Source organism: Streptomyces sp. NPDC028722 (genome assembly GCF_040637655.1).
Classification (GTDB): Bacteria; Actinomycetota; Actinomycetes; order Streptomycetales; family Streptomycetaceae; genus Streptomyces.
This window is the reverse complement of the sequence record NZ_JBEZWU010000032.1, coordinates 1-18,281: the sequence shown is the minus strand read 5'-3', so window position 1 is coordinate 18,281 and position 18,281 is coordinate 1. Positions and strand designations below refer to the sequence as shown.

The 18,281-nt window shown below is 73.1% G+C and carries 14 protein-coding genes; 10 read left to right on the top strand and 4 right to left on the bottom strand.

The genetic code is table 11. From position 1 onward, the window contains the following. Positions 1 to 102: 102 nt before the first annotated feature. Positions 103 to 1,965, bottom strand: coding sequence for an NAD-binding protein (locus tag AB0F03_RS32605; RefSeq protein WP_361998827.1), 1,863 nt, complete (start codon positions 1,963 to 1,965; stop codon positions 103 to 105). A gap of 164 nt (positions 1,966 to 2,129) precedes the next feature. On the opposite strand from AB0F03_RS32605, the gene AB0F03_RS32600 reads away from it, so the two are divergent. Both AB0F03_RS32600 and AB0F03_RS32595 read left to right on the top strand, forming a co-directional pair. Beyond that, positions 2,130 to 3,143, top strand: a complete 1,014-nt coding sequence (locus tag AB0F03_RS32600) for a permease (RefSeq protein WP_361998824.1) — start codon at positions 2,130 to 2,132, stop codon at positions 3,141 to 3,143. After that, positions 3,140 to 3,850, top strand: coding sequence for a TIGR03943 family protein (locus AB0F03_RS32595; RefSeq protein ID WP_361998672.1), 711 nt, complete (start codon positions 3,140 to 3,142; stop codon positions 3,848 to 3,850). Before AB0F03_RS32600 ends, AB0F03_RS32595 begins: the two co-directional genes overlap by 4 nt. Before the next feature lie 31 nt (positions 3,851 to 3,881). Here AB0F03_RS32595 and AB0F03_RS32590 read toward each other — a convergent pair whose 3' ends face one another. Beyond that, positions 3,882 to 5,945 carry an NAD(+) synthase gene (locus tag AB0F03_RS32590; protein ID WP_361998669.1) on the bottom strand — a complete coding sequence of 688 codons (2,064 nt, stop codon included), beginning with the start codon at positions 5,943 to 5,945 and terminating at the stop codon, positions 3,882 to 3,884. A 389-nt stretch (positions 5,946 to 6,334) separates the two neighbouring features. On the opposite strand from AB0F03_RS32590, the gene AB0F03_RS32585 reads away from it, so the two are divergent. The 3 genes from AB0F03_RS32585 to AB0F03_RS32575 all read left to right on the top strand — a co-directional run bounded on the left by AB0F03_RS32585 (position 6,335) and on the right by AB0F03_RS32575 (position 9,660). Next, on the top strand, positions 6,335 to 7,711 hold the full coding sequence (locus AB0F03_RS32585; protein ID WP_361998667.1) for a UDP-glucose/GDP-mannose dehydrogenase family protein: 1,377 nt from the start codon (positions 6,335 to 6,337) through the stop codon (positions 7,709 to 7,711). 165 nt (positions 7,712 to 7,876) lie between these two features. Beyond that, a complete protein-coding gene (locus AB0F03_RS32580) occupies positions 7,877 to 8,047 on the top strand; it encodes a hypothetical protein (protein ID WP_356947489.1) in 171 nt (56 codons plus the stop codon). Beyond that, positions 8,044 to 9,660 carry a glycosyltransferase gene (locus AB0F03_RS32575; protein WP_361998664.1) on the top strand — a complete coding sequence of 539 codons (1,617 nt, stop codon included), beginning with the start codon at positions 8,044 to 8,046 and terminating at the stop codon, positions 9,658 to 9,660. Before AB0F03_RS32580 ends, AB0F03_RS32575 begins: the two co-directional genes overlap by 4 nt. Positions 9,661 to 9,770: 110 nt before the next feature. On the opposite strand, the gene AB0F03_RS32570 is transcribed toward AB0F03_RS32575, so the two are convergent. Beyond that, positions 9,771 to 10,637, bottom strand: coding sequence for a lamin tail domain-containing protein (locus AB0F03_RS32570; protein ID WP_361998662.1), 867 nt, complete (start codon positions 10,635 to 10,637; stop codon positions 9,771 to 9,773). A gap of 66 nt (positions 10,638 to 10,703) precedes the next feature. Then, entirely contained in the window at positions 10,704 to 11,315 is a 612-nt protein-coding gene (locus AB0F03_RS32565; protein ID WP_361998659.1) for a hypothetical protein, read from the bottom strand. 626 nt (positions 11,316 to 11,941) lie between these two features. Between AB0F03_RS32565 and AB0F03_RS32560 the strand changes: the two genes are divergently transcribed. The 5 genes from AB0F03_RS32560 (at position 11,942) to AB0F03_RS32540 (ending at position 17,982) form a co-directional block, all read left to right on the top strand. Then, positions 11,942 to 13,687: a serine/threonine protein kinase gene (locus AB0F03_RS32560; protein WP_361998656.1), complete on the top strand. Its 1,746-nt coding sequence runs from the start codon at positions 11,942 to 11,944 to the stop codon at positions 13,685 to 13,687. Positions 13,688 to 13,954: 267 nt separating this feature from the next. Next, entirely contained in the window at positions 13,955 to 15,040 is a 1,086-nt protein-coding gene (locus tag AB0F03_RS32555) for a hypothetical protein (protein ID WP_361998655.1), read from the top strand. Continuing rightward, complete coding sequence (locus AB0F03_RS32550) at positions 15,033 to 16,685, top strand: polyprenyl synthetase family protein (RefSeq protein WP_361998652.1); 1,653 nt, start codon at positions 15,033 to 15,035, stop codon at positions 16,683 to 16,685. The genes AB0F03_RS32555 and AB0F03_RS32550 overlap by 8 nt, the downstream gene beginning before the upstream one ends. After that, positions 16,682 to 17,389 carry a hypothetical protein gene (locus tag AB0F03_RS32545; protein ID WP_361998650.1) on the top strand — a complete coding sequence of 236 codons (708 nt, stop codon included), beginning with the start codon at positions 16,682 to 16,684 and terminating at the stop codon, positions 17,387 to 17,389. The genes AB0F03_RS32550 and AB0F03_RS32545 overlap by 4 nt, the downstream gene beginning before the upstream one ends. A 122-nt stretch (positions 17,390 to 17,511) precedes the next feature. Then, on the top strand, positions 17,512 to 17,982 hold the full coding sequence (locus AB0F03_RS32540; protein WP_361998648.1) for a hypothetical protein: 471 nt from the start codon (positions 17,512 to 17,514) through the stop codon (positions 17,980 to 17,982). The last annotated feature ends 299 nt before the right edge of the window (positions 17,983 to 18,281 follow it).

Genomic DNA, 18,281 nt, shown 5'->3' with positions numbered 1-18,281 from the left:
GGACCGGGTCCGTGCGGGTGGGTGACCCGGGTGGTTGACGTCCGGGAGCCGGGGACGGCCGGGCGGAAGAACGCCGTGGCGCGCCGCCCGGCCCCCCGGGGCTCACCGCAGTTCCGCGAGGCCCCGGCGGGTGGCGGCGACCACCACTCGGTCCCCCTTCTCCAGCACATGCCCGGCCGGCGTGCCGGTCCGTCCGAGCAGCGCCAGCACCCGCCAGGACCCGGCCTGGAACGCCTCCCGCACGGACCGCCCCTCCAGCTGGGGATGCCCGTCCACGTCGACGGCGGCGAACAGCAGCACCCTGCGCTCCACGGCCACGGCCCCGAGCACCTGCCGCCCGAGCATCGCCCCGGCGAACGCGGGGGCGGCCAGGTGGGTGACGCTCCGGCTCCGGGTCAGCGCCTCGGGGTGGGCGGCCCGGAGGGTGCGGTACACGGCGGTGGCGAAGTCGTCGTCGTACAGCCGCAGGACGACGCGCAGATCGGGCCGTACGGTCCGCGCGTACAGCACCGCTTCGAGGTTGGTGGTGTCGGCGCTGGTCACCGCGAGCAGCGTCTGCGCCCGGTGGATCTTGGCGGCCTCCAGGACGCCTTCCTGGGTGACGTCGCCGAGCACCACCGGCACCCGCAGCCGGCGCGCGGTGGCGAGCCCCCGGGCCTCCGGGTCGGCCTCGACGCACACCACGGGGACGTTCAGTTCCCGCAGCCGGGTCAGCACCCGGGTGCCGATCTTGCCGAGGCCCAGCAGCACCACGTGCCCGCCGAGACCCCGGGGCGGCTTGCGCAGCGTGGAGGCGGTGCGGAAGGTGCCGAACGCCTCCAGCGCGGCGGCCAGCAGCACGGGCAGGAGCAGCAGTCCGACGAACGCGGAGAGGAGCTGGAGGAGTTGCCGGCCCAGGGGCGCGCGCAGGGCGGGTTCGTCGATGGCGAAGAGGTCGAGGAGGGTGACGTAGAAGGCCCGCAGCGGATGGAGCCCGGTCACCAGCCACAGGGCGACGGCGAGCGCGACGACGCACCCCACCAGGCCGGCCACGGACCAGCGCAGCCGGCGGGAGAACAGCGAGGCGAGCGGCGGCACGCCGGTCACGCCGCGGGCGGGCGCGGCGGGTTCCGAGCCGCCGGTGGCGGACACCTGTTCCAGCACCACCGCCTGCCGGCCGGCGGCCTGCCGGACCTCCTCGTCGTCGGGCAGCAGCCGGGGCTGCTGCTCGCCGCCGCCGTACGGTCCGTCGGTACCGGCCCGGTCACCGCCCGACAGCAGGGCCAGGGTGCACAGCCCGGAGTCGGCGTCCGGTCCCTCCGCGGACAACGGCCGTTCCACGGCCCGCAGCAGCAGGCCCTCGGCCTGCACGACCTTGCTGGTGCCGGCGACGGCGGTGGCGGCCAGCGCGGGCGCGGCGGTGTCGGCGTCGGACAGCACGGTCGTGGAGGCCTCCAGGCCGCCGTTCCGGCCACCCGCGCCCACCCGGCCGTCCCCGCCGTCCGCGCCGGCCGCCAACGCGGCTGCCTGGTCGAGGAGTTCCTCGACATGCTGGCCCAGCCGCCGGTTGTAGAGCCGCAGGACGAGCCGCAGCCGGGGGTTGAGCCGGCGGGCGATCAGCGCGGCACGGATGTTGGTCTCGTCGTCGTCGTACACCAGGGCCAGCGCGGTGGCGCGGGCCACCCCGGCCTCCGCGAGCACCGCCTCCGTCAGTTCGAAGGCCTCCAGCACGCCGTCACCGTCCGGGCGGTGTCCGGCGGCGGGCCCGGCGGGCTGTCCCGCCCCGGCGGTCCGGCCGACGGAGCCCACCGCGGCGTTGACCATACGGTCGAACAGGGCCGCCGAGGCGGACCGGGCCCGTCCGACCACCGGGAGCCGCACCGTGCGCTCGTTCGGCGGCACGACGAGGGTGACCTGCTCGCCGTAGACCCCGCGCAACTCGGCGGCCAGCCGGTGCGCGAGCCCGTCGTCACCGCACACCACCATGTGTGCCGCCGGGGCACCCGGCCCCCCTTGGTACGGAACGCTCGCCACAAGGGGAAAGAGTGCCCCAAGGAGTCGAGTGGTTCCAGCAATGCGCTGAACACCCGTGCGGGGATCCGCGTACCGAGGGGGAGGGAGAGCAGCAGCCGGAGGGAACACCCGTGGCCATCACCGAAGACGCCCCGCCCGGCGCGGACATCCACCGTCCCGGACCCCCGCCGGAGCCGGAGGGCCGGCGGCTCAGTTCCCCGCTGCTGCTGACGCTGATCCTGCTGGGTGCCGTCCTCGCCCAGTCCCCGATCCGGGGTCTGCTCGGCACCCCGCTGATGCAGAGCTGGATGACGGTGTTCGTGGCCGTGACCGTCCAGGCGCTGCCGTTCCTCGTCCTCGGCGTGCTGCTGTCGGCGGCGATCGCGGTGTTCGTCCCGGCGTCCTTCTTCGCGCGCGCCCTGCCCCGCCGCCCCGCCCTGGCGATACCCGTGGCGGGACTCGCGGGCGCGGTCCTGCCGGGCTGCGAGTGCGCGTCGGTGCCGGTGGCGGGTGCCCTGGTCCGCCGGGGTGTGACCCCCGCCGCCGCGCTCGCCTTCCTCCTGTCCGCGCCCGCGATCAACCCGGTCGTGCTGACCGCCACCGCCATCGCCTTCCCCGGGCACCCGGAGATGGTCCTGGCCCGGTTCGCGGCGAGCCTGCTGGTGGCCTGTGCGATGGGCTGGCTGTGGCAGCGGCTGGGCCGCGCGGACTGGCTGCGCCCGCCGGCCCACGGGGCACACGAGGGCGCCACCCGGGGCGAGGCGTTCTGGGGCGCGGTGCGGCACGACGTCATGCACGCCGGCGGCTTCCTGGTGCTCGGCGCGACGGCCGCGGCCACGCTGAAGGCGGCCGTGCCGGCGACCTGGCTGCGCGAGGCCGCCGGCAACCCCCTGGTCTCGGTGCTCGCCCTGGCCGTGCTGGCCGTGCTGCTGTCCATCTGCTCGGAGGCGGACGCGTTCGTCGCGGCGTCCCTCACCCAGTTCTCCCCGACGGCCAAGCTGGTGTTCCTGGTGGTGGGCCCGATGATCGACCTCAAGCTGTTCGCGATGCAGGCCGGCACCTTCGGCCGTACGTTCGCCCTGCGGTTCGCCCCCGCCACCTTCGCGCTGGCCGTCACCGGCGCCGTACTGACCGGGACGGTGCTGCTGTGAACCGCCAGGCCCAGGCGGCCGTCCTGTTCCTGCTCGGCGCCGCCCTGCTGCACGCGGGTGCCACCGACCTGTATCTGCGCTACGTCAAGGCGGGCCTGCGCCCGCTGCTGCTGGCCTCGGGCGCGGTGCTGATCGCGGTGGCACTGGCGACGGCCTGGTACGAACGCCGCCGCCACGAGCGCGCCCGGGCCGACGCGCACCCCGAACCCCGCGTCGCCTGGCTGCTGCTGCTCCCGCTCCTCGCCCTGATCCTCATCGCCCCGCCGGCCCTCGGCTCCTACAGCGCCCTGCGCTCCGGCACGGCCTTGCAGAAGCCGTACGCCTACGGCCCGCTGCCCGCCGGCGATCCGGTGCCGCTGTCCGTGGTGGACTACGCCTCCCGCGCGGCCTACGGTCACGGCCGCTCGCTGCACGGGCGCGCGGTCCGTGTCACCGGTTTCCTCGCGCTGGACGGCGCGGGGCGGCCCTATCTGGTCCGCATGGCCCTCAACTGCTGCGCCGCGGACGCCCAGCCGGTGAAGATCGCCCTCACCGGCGCGCTGCCGCCGGTCCTGCGCCCGGACGCCTGGCTGGAGGTGACGGGCACGTACACCCCCCGCCTGGTCCGCGATCCCGTCAACGACGGCCCGGTCCCGTACCTGCGCGTCACCGCGGCACGGCCGGTCCCGGCACCGCACGACCCGTACGACGAGACCTGGAACACCTGAGCCGGTCGCGCCGTTCCAGGTACCCCTCCGCCTACCGGCCGGCCCCGGCCCCGGCCCCGGCGCCGTCGAAGTCGAAGCGCTCCAGATCCCGCAGCCACGCCTCGGCGTTGCCGTCGGACGGGGCCCGCCAGTCGCCGCGCGGGGAGAGGGAACCGCCCGCCGAGACCTTCGGCCCGTTCGGCATGGCCGAGCGCTTGAACTGCGAGAACGCGAAGAAGCGGCGGCAGAACACCTCCAGCCAGCGCCGGATCTCCGCCAGGTCGTACGCCACTCGCTTGGCCTCGGGGAAGCCGGGCGGCCACGCGCCGGACTCCGGGTCGTGCCAGGCGTGCCAGGCCAGGAAGGCGATCTTCGAGGGCCGCAGGCCGTAGCGCAGCACATGGAAGAGGGTGAAGTCGTGCAGCGCGTACGGTCCGATCCTGGACTCGGTCGACTGCATCTCCTCGCCCGGCACCAGCTCCGGGCTGATCTCCGTGTCCAGGATCGCGGCCAGGACCGCGCCGGTCTCCTCGTCGAACTGCCCACTGCCGATCACCCAGCGGATCAGGTGCTGGATGAAGGTCTTGGGCACGCCGGAGTTGACGTTGTAGTGGCTCATCTGGTCGCCGACGCCGTACGTGGACCAGCCGAGCGCCAGCTCGGAGAGGTCACCGGTGCCCAGCACGATGCCGCCGCGCTGGTTGGCCAGCCGGAACAGGTAGTCCGTGCGCAGCCCGGCCTGCACGTTCTCGAAGGTCACGTCGTACTGCGGCTCGCCGGAGGCGAAGGGGTGGCCGATCTCCTGGAGCATGAGCCGCGCGGTCGGCGTGATGTCCAGCTCGGCCGCGGTGACGCCGAGCGCCCGCATCAGCGTGTGGGCGTTGTCCTTGGTGTGGTCGCTGGTCGCGAAGCCGGGCAGGGTGAAGGCCAGGATGTCGCTGCGCGGCCGGCCCGCGCGGTCCATCGCCCGGGCGGCCACGATCAGCGCGTGCGTGGAGTCGAGACCGCCCGACACCCCGATGACGACCTTGGGGCCGCCGATCGCCGCCAGCCGCTGCTGGAGCCCGGCGACCTGGATGTTGTAGGCCTCGTAGCAGTCCAGGGCGAGCCGCTCGGGGTCGGCCGGTACGAACGGGAACCGCTCGACGCGCCGCCGCAGCCCGAGGTCGGTGACCGGCGGCTCCAGCCGGAACTCGACCGTCCGGAAGTCAGCGGTCCGTGCCGCGTGGGTCCGGCGGTTGTCGTCGAAGGTGCCCATCCGCTGCCGCTCCTGGCGCAGCAGGTCGAGGTCCACGTCGGCCACCGCGTACTGCTCGTCGAGCGGGAATCGGTCGGTCTCGGCGAGCAGCACCCCGTTCTCGAAGATCATGGTCTGTCCGTCCCAGGACAGGTCGGTGGTGGACTCGCCCAGTCCGGCCGCGGCGTAGACGTACGCGGCGAGGCAGCGGGAGGACGCCGAGCGGCACAGCAGCTTGCGGTCCTCGGCCCGCCCGACGGTGATGGGGCTGCCGGACAGGTTGAGCAGCACGGTCGCACCGGCGAGCGCGGCCTCCGCGCTGGGCGGCACCGGCACCCACATGTCCTCGCAGATCTCCGTGTGGAGCACGAGTCCGGGCACGTCCTCGGCGGTGAACAGCAGGTCCACCCCGAACGGCACGGACGCGCCCCCGACGCGGATCGTCCCGCCCCGCTCGTCATGCCCGTCGGCGAGCTGCCGGCGCTCGTAGAACTCCCGGTAGTTCGGCGGGTAGGACTTCGGTACGACACCGAGGATCCGCCCGCGGTGCACGAGCACCGCGCAGTTGTAGATCCGGTTGCGGTGCCGCAGCGGGGCGCCGACCACCAGCACCGGCAGCAGCTCCGCCGACCCGGTCACGACCGCCGCGAGCCCCGCCTCGACCTGGTCCAGCAGCGCGTCCTGGAGCAGCAGGTCCTCGATCGAGTACCCGCACAGGCCCAGCTCGGGGAAGACGGCGACGGCGACGCCCTCGTCCGCGCACCGGCGCGCCTGACGCAGCACCGCCTCGGCGTTGGCCCGCGGGTCGGCGATGACGGTGTGGCCCGTACACGCGGCGACACGCGCGAAGCCGTGCTGATAGATCGACCAGAAGTTCAACGGGACATCCCTCGTGACTGAACGGACCGCACCGGCGAAGCGCTGCTCCAACACGGAAAGCCTAAATCCCGCCCCACCGCCGCCCCACTCCGGATCACCGGCCCGGCCACCGCCGGTCAGGGCGCCGCGGATCGTGGAAATAACAGCGTGATCACGAACCTTCACCGCATTCTCACATCTTCCCCTTGATCGGTTACCTTGATCCCTCTTTCAACTACAGGGGGGCCGAGCGCCGCCGAGTGGGGGGACCGCCGGGCCGAGGCCTGCCGCTGCCCGCCCGCGACGGCGTCCGCCGTGCGGTCCGCGTGTCGTCGCCGCCGGGCGCTGCCCGGCACGGCCGGCCGCCACCACCGCTCGTCCCCGCTGCACTACGAACCATGGAGTTGTGCATGGCAGGCATCGCTGCCCCGGACGCCGTGGTCACGGACCCGGTCGACAGTGACGAGCCGGCTCCCCGCCTCACCGTCGTCGGCACCGGTTACCTCGGTGCCACCCACGCCATCTGCATGGCTGTCCTGGGTTTCGACGTCCTGGGCGTGGACGTGGACCCGGGCAAGATCGACCGGCTCAACGCGGGAGAGGTCCCCTTCTTCGAGCCCGGGCTCCCGGAACTGCTCGCCAAGGCGCTGGACTCCGGCCGGCTGCGGTTCACCACCAGCTTCGACGAGGCGGCCGGCTTCGGCGACGTCCACTTCATCTGCGTGGGCACGCCCCAGCAGTCGGACTCGGGCGCGGCGGACCTGCGGTATGTCGACAGCGCGGTCACGGAACTCGCTTCCCGCCTGCGCGGACGCGCCCTCGTGGTCGGCAAGTCGACGGTGCCCGTGGGCACGGCCGCCCGGCTCACCGAGCTGGTGCACCGCCTCGCGCCCGCCGGCGAGGAGGTCGAACTGGCCTGGAACCCCGAGTTCCTGCGCGAGGGATACGCCGTGGACGACACGCTGCGCCCCGACCGGCTCGTGTTCGGCGTCCGCTCCCCTTGGGCCGAGAACCGGCTGCGCGCGGCCTTCGCGCCCGTCATCGCCCAGGGCACGCCGGTCGTGGTCACCGACCTGACCACCGCCGAACTGGTCAAGGTGGCCGCGAACTCCTTCCTCGCCACCAAGATCTCCTACATCAACGCGATGGCGGAGGTCTGCGAGGCGACCGGCGGCGACGTGACCCGGCTCGCCGAGGCCCTGGCCTACGACGACCGGATCGGCGGCCGTTTCCTCAAGCCCGGTCTGGGCTTCGGCGGAGGCTGCCTGCCCAAGGACATCAGGGCGTTCGCGCACCGGGCCGAGGAGCTGGGCGTCGGCCAGGCGGTCACGTTCCTGCGGGAGGTGGACGCGATCAACAAGCGGCGCCGCGCCCGCACCGTCGACCTCGTCCGCGAGCTGGTCGGCGGCGATCCGAACGGCGTACGGGTGGTGGCGCTCGGCGCGGCCTTCAAGCCCAACTCCGATGACGTGCGCGACGCTCCGGCCCTGGACGTCGCGAGCACCCTGGACCGGCTCGGGGCCCACGTCACCGTCGTCGACCCGGCCGCCACCGCCAACGCCCGGCGCAGCCACCCCGAACTCACCTATGCCACCGACGCCCTCACGGCCGCGGCGGGGGCCGATGTCGTCGTCCTGCTCACCGAGTGGAACGAGTTCCGCCACCTGGACCCCGGGGCGATGGGTGCCGTCGTGGCGCACCGGCGCATCGTCGACGGCCGGCACGCCCTCGACCCGGCCCAGTGGCGGGCGGCCGGCTGGGAGTACCGCGCCCTCGGCCGTCCGTGAGGACGCCGTACGGATCCCAACCTCACTAAGACGCGCGCCGGTTGACGCGGGTTGTGTGATGCGTCCCACATCACACGACGGTGATCGTCAACTCTTGAATATTCACATACACTCTTCACGGTATCTCCACTTATCTTTTCCTTACTCCTGGGGGGGAGCTCTCTCATGTCAGATGGACAGCAGCTTGCCGCGACCGGTGCCGGCGGCCTGACGGTCGCGGGCGTGACGATCTACACCGGCTGGTGGATGCTCGCTCTGGCCGCCGGCGTGGTCCTCGCCGGCATCCTCGTCACCCGCGTCGGCTTCCGCAGGCGGCAGACCGTGGGCGAGGAGTGAGCCGCAGACGCAGCGGCCCGGACCCGGTGCTGTCCGCGTGGCAGCACCGGTCGGGCTCGGTCCTGATCGGCATCTGCGGTCTGGCCCTGCTCACGGTCTGGACCGCCCACCACGCGCTCACCGTCTCCAAGTGGGACTCCGCGACCACCGGCCGCCTGTCCCTGGTGTGGCTCGGCACGTTCGTGCTCTTCGCGATCCAGGTCACGCTCTACCACCTGGACCGCCCGACCCGGGTGCCCGCCCGGGCGCGTGAGCGCCTCGACCGGCTGCACGTGTCGATCCTGATGCCGGTCTACAACGAGGACCCCGGCTACCTGAAACTCGGCCTGGAGTCCTTCCTCCAGCAGACCCGCCGCCCCGACAGCGTCCATGTCGTCGACGACGGCTCGACCACCACCGACTACGCGGACGTCCGCGACTGGTGGCTGTGGGCCGCTGAGCAGGCCGGCGTGGGCACGAGCTGGCAGCGCGTCCCCAACGGCGGCAAGCGCCACGCCCAGGCGCACGGCGTCGAGGCCAGCCCGGAAGCCGACGTGTACATCACGGTGGACTCCGACTCCTACCTCGACCCGCACGCGGTCGAGGAGATCCTCAAACCGCTCTCCAAGCGACGCGTCCAGTCGGTCGCCGGCATCGTCATCGCGACGAACAACCAGGGGCCCGGCCGCCCCGTCCGCGCGCCCCTGCCGGGGAATCCCACGCGCAAGGAGGTCCGCCGGGAAAGGCGTGAGCACCGCAAGGCCGTTCTGCACTGGCGCAGCAGCCAGCTCCTGGCCCGGACCACGGACCTGTGGTTCGTGACCTCGCAGATGGTGGACCGCTCCGGTCAGTCCGCGGTGGGCGCCGTCATGGTCAACTCCGGGCCGCTGGCGGCCTACCGCGCCGGCGTCGTCCGCGACAACCTCGGCTCCTACCTGAACGAGACCTTCATGGGGCGCGGTGTCGCGTTCAGCGACGACAGCATGCTGACGCTGTACGCCCAGGAGCGCGGTCTGACGGTCCAGCAGTCCACGGCCATCGTGTTCACGGCCATGCCGGAACGCTGGAACCACTTCGGCCGCATGTACCTGCGGTGGATGCGCGGTTCGACGATCCGCTCCATCTGGCGCATGCGCTACCTGTCGATGGCCCGGCCCGCCTTCTGGCTGCACGCCATCCGCTGGACCCAGATGGTCCTCACCCAGCTGGTCACGGTCTGGCTGCTCGTGGTGGAGCCGGTCGCCTACAACAACATGCCCCCGCTGAGCATGCTGTGGATCCCCTTCCTGCTCGGCTGGGCGCAGGGCCTGCGCTACCTCGGCATCATCCGCTCCGACGAGCGCATCCGCTCCCGGATCCTGACCTGGCTGATGATGCCGGTGGCGATCGTCATGGCCTGGACGTGGTTCCGCTGGCTGCGCTGGTACGGCATCCTGACCTGCGCCAGGACCGGCTGGGGCACCCGGCAGGACGGCGCCGAGGTCTCCCTCGGCGCCGGCATGTCCCCCTCTTCCGCCCCGGTGGCGCCATCCGCTGCCGTACCCGAGCCGGGGTACGCCACGGCGGATCCCTGGGACGCCAGCCCGGCCGCCGCACAGCCGTACCGGCCCCCGGCGGTCACCTCTGTTCCGTGAACCACCGCCCCCGGCCGGGAACTCCCGCCGGGGGCGGCGCACTCCCGCGGCGCCCCGGCCCGGCCGTCACCACCCACGGGCCGGGGCGCCCGACCGCGTACGACCGCTCCCTACGGCGTACCCGACTTGTTGAACCCCTTGTCGAGATAGGGGTGCTGGTCCACGACGAAGCCGTCGTCCGCGACCAGACGGGCGATGCCGCCCTGGTCCCGCCAGACCTCCCCGGAGGAGCCGAAGGAGAACCCGCCGTACTCCTGGTGGGTCTCGTCGGTGTAGACCCGGTAGCGCTGGCCGGGCTGGATCACCGTCCCCGGGGGGAAGGGATAGGAGTACCCGGTGGGCTTGCACTGCACGGTCCAGCCGGTGAGATCCTGCGGCGCGCCGCCCTTGTTGCGGATCTCGACGTACTCGTCGGCCTGGGCCCGGCCGCTGCCCTGGTAGCGCAGGCCGGAGATGACCACGTCGGGCTCGTCCGGCGTGAACGCGCAGACGACCTCGGCGAAGTTGATGCCGGCCTCGGGGCTGCGGAACTGCCGGACGATCTGCCCGCCCCGCTTGAACCCGCTCAGGACCGCCCGGTACTGCTTGCCGTCGATCGTGACCGGCTGCGGGTGCACGAAGGTCTGGAGGTCGACCAGATCGTCGTCCGCGGGGCTGGAGTTGGTCGTGTTGGGGGTCTCGTTGTGATGGAAGCTGAAGTTCAGGTCGGTCGTGCTGCCGTCCTCGAACATGACGTTGACGGTCAGCCGGACGTCGAACACGCTCGGGGTGACGTGCGTGGGGACATTGCGGTGCACGAAGGTGCCGACGACGAACTCGGCGCCGTCGAGCTGGACGTCCGCGGCCGCCCCGCGGAACTGGTAGCCGCTCTGGGAGTTGTTGCTGCCCCACCTGATGTCCGCGGTGCCCAGGCCGTCGAGCGGTGAGACGGCCGGATCGGTGGAGGAAAAGACGCCGGAGGTGACGACGGTGGTCATGGTGTCTGTTACCTGCTCTCTCGGTCCTCGATCTTCGTCCTCGGTCCTCGGTCCTCGGTCCCGTCCTCAGTCCTCGTCCTCGATGACCTCGGCCTTGAGCTTGGCCGGCGGCGCGGTGCCGATCTGGGCGACACCGTCGGTACGGCGGCCGGGCGTGGCGCCGTCGGCGGCCTCGAGTCCACAGGTGTAGACGAGGCAGTCCTTGTCCTCGCCGGTCGTGTTCAGGTGCACGTGGTACGTGAAGGTCAGCGTGCGCCCGTCCTGGCTGACGTCGGCCCGCACGGGAGGCAGGTCGCCTCGCGTGGTCTGGTCCATGCGCTTGTACTGGACGCCCACCACGCCGTTCCAGCGGAACCCGGTGGGCGCGGTGAAGACGTGCTCGCGTTCGCCGGCGTCGACCGTCTCGCTCCAGTTCGGCGTGCGCACACAGACGTTGACGGTGGTGCCGAGACCCCCGGGAGCGTCCTCGACGCCGCCCTCCTGCCAGACGACCAGGTCCAGCTTCTGCCCGCGTCCCTGCTCGTAACCCCAGTCGTAGCCGTTCGCGTACTGGTCCGTCTCGCCCCGCGCACCGTCGCGCGGCGGGTCGGCGTAGGGCCTCCCGGCCAGAGCGTCGGCGCGGCCCCGCTCCTCTCCCCGCTCATAGGCTTCCTTCTTGGCCTGCACGTCGGTGGTCATCTCCGCGTTCCTCCTGGGACTGTGATCGAAGCGTGCGACGAAAAGGGACGTGCGGCGCGCGGACCCCGGCCCGCGCCCGGCCCGCGGGCGGTGTGCCCGCCGCACCGCACAGCACGTGGGCCACCGCATGCGGGACGCCATGGGGGAACGGCGTCCGGAAGACGTGAGGCAGGACGCCGCCCGCGGCTTCGGGCGGGGCGTTCGCGCAGGCATCACGGCACGCACCGGGCCCTCCGGGGCAATCGTTAGCCCGGGGCCGCGGGCGGTATGCCGCCGTTCCGCCGTTCGAGAAGGCCGGATCGATTCTGCGTCACTTGTTCGAGTGGACTTGAGGCGCAGGGGAGTGCGGCGGTGCGAAGCGTGACCGCCCCGAGCCGCACCGAAGGCGCCGGCGCCCCCTGCTGTCCGCCCCCTGATCCCGCCCTCGGCTGCTCCCTCGTGCGGGTGGAGCGCTCGGTGCGCTGCTCCTCGCGGGACCGGCCCGGCCGGTATGCAGGGGGAATGCCAACGACGGCGCGGAAGGAGACCCACATGCGGGAGACGAGGCCGTGGCAGCGGAGAGGGGCGGGCGCCACCGAGGCCCGCGCCGCCGAGGCCCCACCGCGCTCGTGCCGGGTGGTGACGGCGTGACGGCCGAGACCCGGGCCCGTCCGGACGGGCAGGCGCCCCCGGACGCGGCCGGAACGCGGGGCACCGTGGCGGGGAACGGTACCGCCGGCTTCTCCGGGGACGGCGGGCCCGCACCGGCAGGACGGCTGGCCTTCCCCGCGGCCGTGGCCGTGGCGGGCGGGGCGGTCCTCGTCGCCGACCACGCCAACCACCGGGTCCGCCGGATCGACGGAACCGGCACGCTCACCACGGTCGCCGGCGACGGGCTGCGGGGTTTCGCCGGGGACGGCGCGGACGCGACCCGGGCCCGCCTGGGCTTCCCGGCGGCCCTGGCGGTCGCCCCGGACGGAAGTGTGCTCATCGCCGACGAGATGAACCACCGGATCCGCCGGATCGACCCGTCGGGTGTCATCGACACCGTCGCGGGAGACGGCTCCCGCGCCGGTGGCGACGACGGCGACGGCGACGGCGGCCCCGCCGACCGCGCCCGGCTGGACGCCCCGTGCGCCGTGGCCGTGGACGGCGCCGGAGCGCTGTACATCGGCGAGGCGGGCGGCCACCGGGTCCGCAGGGTCGGCGCCGACGGCGTCGTCAGCACGGTAGTCGCGGCATCCGGACGGCGAGGCGGCCCCGGTACGGCCGACGCCGGCGAGGCGTTCCTGCCCGCGGGCCTCGCGGTCGACACGGCCGGGCAGCTGTACATCGCCGACCCGGTGGGCCGCCGGGTGCTGCTGCTGGGCACGGACGGGACGCTCCGAGTCCTGGCGGGACCACCGGGCACGGTCGCGGACGCGGGCACGGGTGCCACGGCCGTCGACTGGAGCGCACCGTGCGCGGTAGCGGTCGACGGCCAGGGGGCGGTCTACGTCGCCGACGTGAACGGACACCGGGTGTGGCGGCTGTCCGACGGAGCCGCCCGGGTCGTCGCGGGGCACGCTCCGGCGGCCGGCGGGGCGGGGGACAGGGGCACCGGTGACACGGCCGACGCGGCCGATACGGTCGTCGGCGCGGCGCTGGCCTACCCGTGCGGTCTCGCCGTGGACCCGACCGGCCACCGGCTGCTCGTGGCGGACAACTTCCACCACCGGATCGTCGCCCTGCCCCTCACCACCGCACCTACGCGGGCGGATGAGCCGGAGCGGAAACCGGAGCCGGAACCGAAGCCGGAGCCGGCCCGGCAGCCGGAGTCCGAGCGGGAAGCCGAACCGAAGCCCCAGCCGAAACCCGAACCCGAACCCGAACCGGAGCCGGAGAGAGAACCGGAACCCGAACCCGAACCGGAGCCCCAGCCGGAACCGGAGAGGAAACCGGAGCCCACACCACCTCCACCGCCCGCCCCGCCCGCACAGCTGCTGGTCCGGCAGGAGGTCGGTGTCGAGATCGCCCGCGGGGAGAGCGAGTTGCTCCACGTACGGGTCTCGTCCACCGATCCGTGGACCCCGGGACGGGTGGAGCATCACTTCACGGCTCCGACGGGCTTCGTCTTCGACGGCCGGGCGACCAGCGCGTACTACCGCGCCGACCGCACGGTGCTCCCCGGCGGGAAACCGACGGCGACCGTGCGTGACGGCGGCAGATCGCTGGCCGTCACGGACGAGCCCCGCCTGAACACCCGGGAGCATCCGGCGGTGGCCCTGGTCTACACGCTCGGCATCCGGGCCCTGGCGGACGCCGAGCCGGGCCGGTACACCGACGGGCGGGCGGTGATCTCGGGCCAGCCGGACGTACGCCTGAAGGCCAGCGTGCTGGGAGACGACGAGTAGCACCGGCGGGAGCGCGTACGAGCCCGTGGGCCGTCCGCGGCGGACCGTCCGCCGCGGACGGCCACGGGCGACCCACAGCGGACGGCCACGGGTGGTGACCCACAGCGGACGGCCACGGGGACCCACAGCGGGCGGCCGGGCGTCACCTTGCGACGGTGACGACTCCCAAACCCTCAATAGGGAAGTAAACGTTTCTCTGCTTCCGGGTCACCCGCGTGAACGTCACACATTGCGACATTACGGATTCAGTGCGTTAGCGTTCGAAACGTGTCCACGCCCACCCTCCCCAGGCTCGGGCCCCCGGGTCCCTTCCCGCACGCCCCGCTCGTCCATCCGCTCGACCGCAAGTGGCTGCACTACGCCTTCCTGTCCCGGTGCGGTCGGCAGGCACTGATCGCCAACCTGTCCGTGCTGGGATCGTCCACCGGTGAGGTCCACGCCGACCCGGGCGCCCCGGCCACCGGGCGGCGCAGCGGCACCGGCACGGCGGCCGAGGGACAGCACATGGCGATCCTGCTGGTGTACGCGGAGGGGCGCGGCTGGAGCGCGACACAGTTCAACGCCGACCAGCCCGAACTGCCGTGGTCGGCCTTCCGGTGGCCGCATCCGCACGGCGAGCCGGGCCCGTTCCGGGTGGCGGCCCGGTCCGCGGCGCCGGCGGCCGACGTACGGCTGATCAGGACCAGCAGGCCCTGCACCTCGCAGTGCGCGCCGTTCGGCGAGGACGAGCACCTGCGGTGGCAGTCGGAGCCCGGAGTCCTGGGCACCGGCACGCTGCGGCACGGCGACGGCACGGTCACGGAGACGGACCTGCTGGGCTACCACGAACGGGTCCGCGGCCGGTGGTCCTGGCCCACACTCGGCGGCTGGGTGTTCGGCTTCGTCAACGACCCGTCCGGGCCGGTCGACGCCGCCCCGCCCGCGGCGGTGGTCTTCACCCTGATCCAGCCCGAGCGCCCGGCGGACGCGGCCAACGGGTCGGTGATGCTGTGGCGGCAGGGACGCATGATCCGCCACTTCCCGCGCCGCAACCTGCGCGTCGCGGTCAGCGGGAGCCTGGACCGCGACCGGGTGGCGATGGTGCCGCCGCTGGCGGACACGCTGGGCACCCCGCCGATGGCCGAGGTGCCCGGCCGGCTGCTGATCACCGCCCGGCTCGGCGACGACCGTCTCGTCCTCGACTTCCGCTCGCACACGGCGGGCCGGATCGCCAACCCGTCGGAGACGAGCCTGCACCCGTTCAGCGTGCACGAGACCCTCGGCCCGTGCACCGTGGAGGGCCGGATCGGCGGACACCGCATCGCCTTCCGTGCCGAGGGCATCGTGGAGTTCGCCGGGGGTGCCCATGACTGAGACCGCCCCCGCTCTCACGGGTGCCGGCCTGCTGGACGAGACCGTGGCCGCCCTGTCCGACCGGGCCCCGGCCGTCCTCGCCGCCGCCGCCGACCACCTGCGCGGCATCCGGCTCGGCCTGCACTTCAACGACGGCAGCCACGCCACGCTCACCGCACGGCACAGCCGTATCGTCGTCCAGCGGGACCGCTGCCCGGACCCCGACGTCGAGGTCGCCTTCGACGACCGGGCGATGAACCTGCTGTTCGACCTCCAGCGCCCGCCCGTCGACCAGGTGCTGTCCGACAGCCTCGACGTCCGCGGCTCCCAGGAGGACACCCTCGCCGTGTGGCGGGCCTTCACGCTGCTGTCCCAGCGCGCGGCGGGCCTGCGCAGCATGCAGGAACTCTGGGGCGCCTACCGCGAACAGGCCCCCCAGCTGTGGGGCAGCGCGACCCCCGCCGATCCGGAGCCGACCGCCGATCCGGTCGACTGGACGGCGCTGGACTTCCTCGCCCGGCGCGCCCCCGAGGACGCCCCCGCCCCCCTCGTACTGATCGGCGACACCACCGTACGGGCGCCGCGCATGCTCTGGGACGGCCGCACCAGCACCAGCTGGTCGCTGGAGGACACCGTCCGCGACGCGGACCTCCTGGAGACCATGCGCCGGTGCCGGGCCCGCACCGGCGAGGAGATCGAACGGCTGCTGCCGGACCGTGAGCCGCGCGCCGAGCTGTACGACCTCATGCGTTCCTACCCCGCCCGCCAGGGCAAGGGCCTGCGCCCCACCCTGACCATCGCCGCCTGCGCCGCCTTCGGCGGACGCCCCGACGACGCCGTACGCGCCGCCGCCGCACTGGAGCTGTTCCACAACGGCTTCCTCGTCCACGACGACATCGCCGACGAGTCCACGCACCGGCGCGGCATGCCCACCATGCACGAGGAACACGGACTGGGCCTGGCGGTCAACGTCGGCGACGGCCTGAACCTGCTGGCCGTCGACGCCGTCCTGTCCAACCTCGAGACGCTCGGCCTCGCCCGCACCCTCGGCCTCATCCACGAGGCGGTCCACATGTGCCGGGAGTCCATCGAGGGCCAGGCCATGGAGCTGGGCTGGATCCGCCACGAGGTCGTCCCCGAGGCCGACGACGCCTACTTCACGATGAGCACCAAGAAGACCGGCTGGTACACCTGCATCAGCCCGTGCCGCATCGGCGCCGTCTGCGCCGGCGTGACCGACCCGGCCGTACTGGGCCGGTTCGACGAGGCGTTCCGCCTGATCGGCATCGCCTTCCAGATCCAGGACGACATCCTGAACCTGGTCGGCGAGGAGGCCCTCTACGGCAAGGAACCTCTCGGTGACCTGCTCGAAGGCAAACGCACGGTGATGCTGATCCACCTGTTCCGCACCGCGTACGCCTACGAGCGCCCCCGCCTCCTCGACGTCCTGCGGCAGCGCCGTACCGACAAGACCCAGCAGCACGCCGAGGAACTCCTCGCCGCCATGCGCCGGCACGGCTCCATCGAGTACGCCACCGAACTCGCCGACCGGCTCGCCGCCGAAGGCATCGCCCGCTTCGAAGAAGACCTCCGGGTCATCCCCGAGAACGAAGGCAAAGCCGTCCTGCGGCAGATCGCCCACTACGTCACCTCGAGGCCACTGTGACCCCTACCGCGACCCCCCGCCCGCCGGCCGGCCCCACCGACACCGGCCCGCTGACCCCCACCGACCACCGGGCCTTCGCCTTCCTCGGCCAGGTCAACAGCTCCCTGCGCCAGTGCCTGTGCACCCTGGCCCGGCACGGGGTGGCGCTGCGCCGCGACAGCCCCGAACGCGCCCGGCTGCTCCTCGACACGGTCCGGCCCTGGCCCCTCTACAAGGGCGGCCAGTTCCTCTTCGACCTGATGGAGTGGGAGGACCTGATGGTGGACGGCGAACCCCCGCCCGTGCTGCCCACCGAACGGATCGTCTCCGCCGCCACCTTCCCCGTCCAGTGGCTCGCCGCCGCCACCTCCGAGGCCCCCGCCGCGACGAGAGCCGTCCCCGGCCAGCGCACCGCCGCCGCCCTCGACCTCCCCCTGCGCCTGCTGGCCACCACCGCCCGCACCGCCTTCCTGGGCGCCGCACAGGACCTCACCGACCTGCTCGGCACGCCCACCCCCCGGCCGGGAGCGGAGGACGACACGGACCCCGGCCCCGGCCCCGGACCCGCGCAGCCCACCGCCCCCGAACCACCGCCGCTGGAGGCGGGGTTCTACCTCTACGAGGACGTCATCCTCGGCACCCTCACGGTCCTGGGCCCCCTCCTGTCCGACCACGCCCCCTCCGGCTCCGAGGACGTGCCGTCCGACCCGGCCCCCTCCGCATAAGGCACGGCGCCGCCCGCCCCGCCCGTGCTCCTCACAGGCCCCGAGCGGCGCCGCCCGCGCCCCCAAGCCCGCCACCGGCGGATCCGCCCCCGCGGACACGCTCATCCACAGAAGGGAAACCCATGGGCACACAGACCCAGGCCCCCGTCGAACCGGGATCCGAGAACAAGCTGTACATCCTCCAGCAGGGCATCGTCGAGGACGCCCCGGGAGGGGTGCCGGCCCACCTCAGCTTCGGCGTCCTCAGCACCGTCCCCGACCCGGTGAACCCCGGCGACATCACCTTCAACCTCAAGGCCCCCACGGGCTTCGTCTTCACGGGCTGGCTGTCCTGGGCCTACCACGACGTCAACACGCTCGCGGCCAAGGGCAACATGCAGACCACCCAGGGCACCCTGGGCAACCAGGGCCGCACCCTGTCCTTCACCCACAACCCGTACCTCTCCACCAACCAGGAGTGCATCGGCTACGCGGCCCAGGTCACCGCCACGGACGGCGCGACACCGGGCCGCTACACCGACGGCGAACTTCGCGTGGGCACCGCGAACCCCGTCAAACTCAAGGGCAGAGTCCTCGACCCCGCCGAGGACTGACCTTTCCCACCCACCCCGTTGGTGGCTCCGCCTCCCACCGGGAGCCACCAACGGGACACGCGGCGTGTGCGCTCCCCGGGAGGGGCATTACCGCGGTCGGCGCATTGCGTCCCCATGCCTCCCGCATGACCCTTCCTTGACCCGTCTCCCCTAGGGTCGGAACCCGTGGTTGCGGACCGGGGGGAGACGGCGGCGATGGGTGAGGGCAAGGTCCCCGGCAAGGTGCTGGACATCAAGACCGCCGACATCAAGGCGGCGGCACCGGCCTTCCACCAGGGGGCCATCGATCTGAGCAAGGC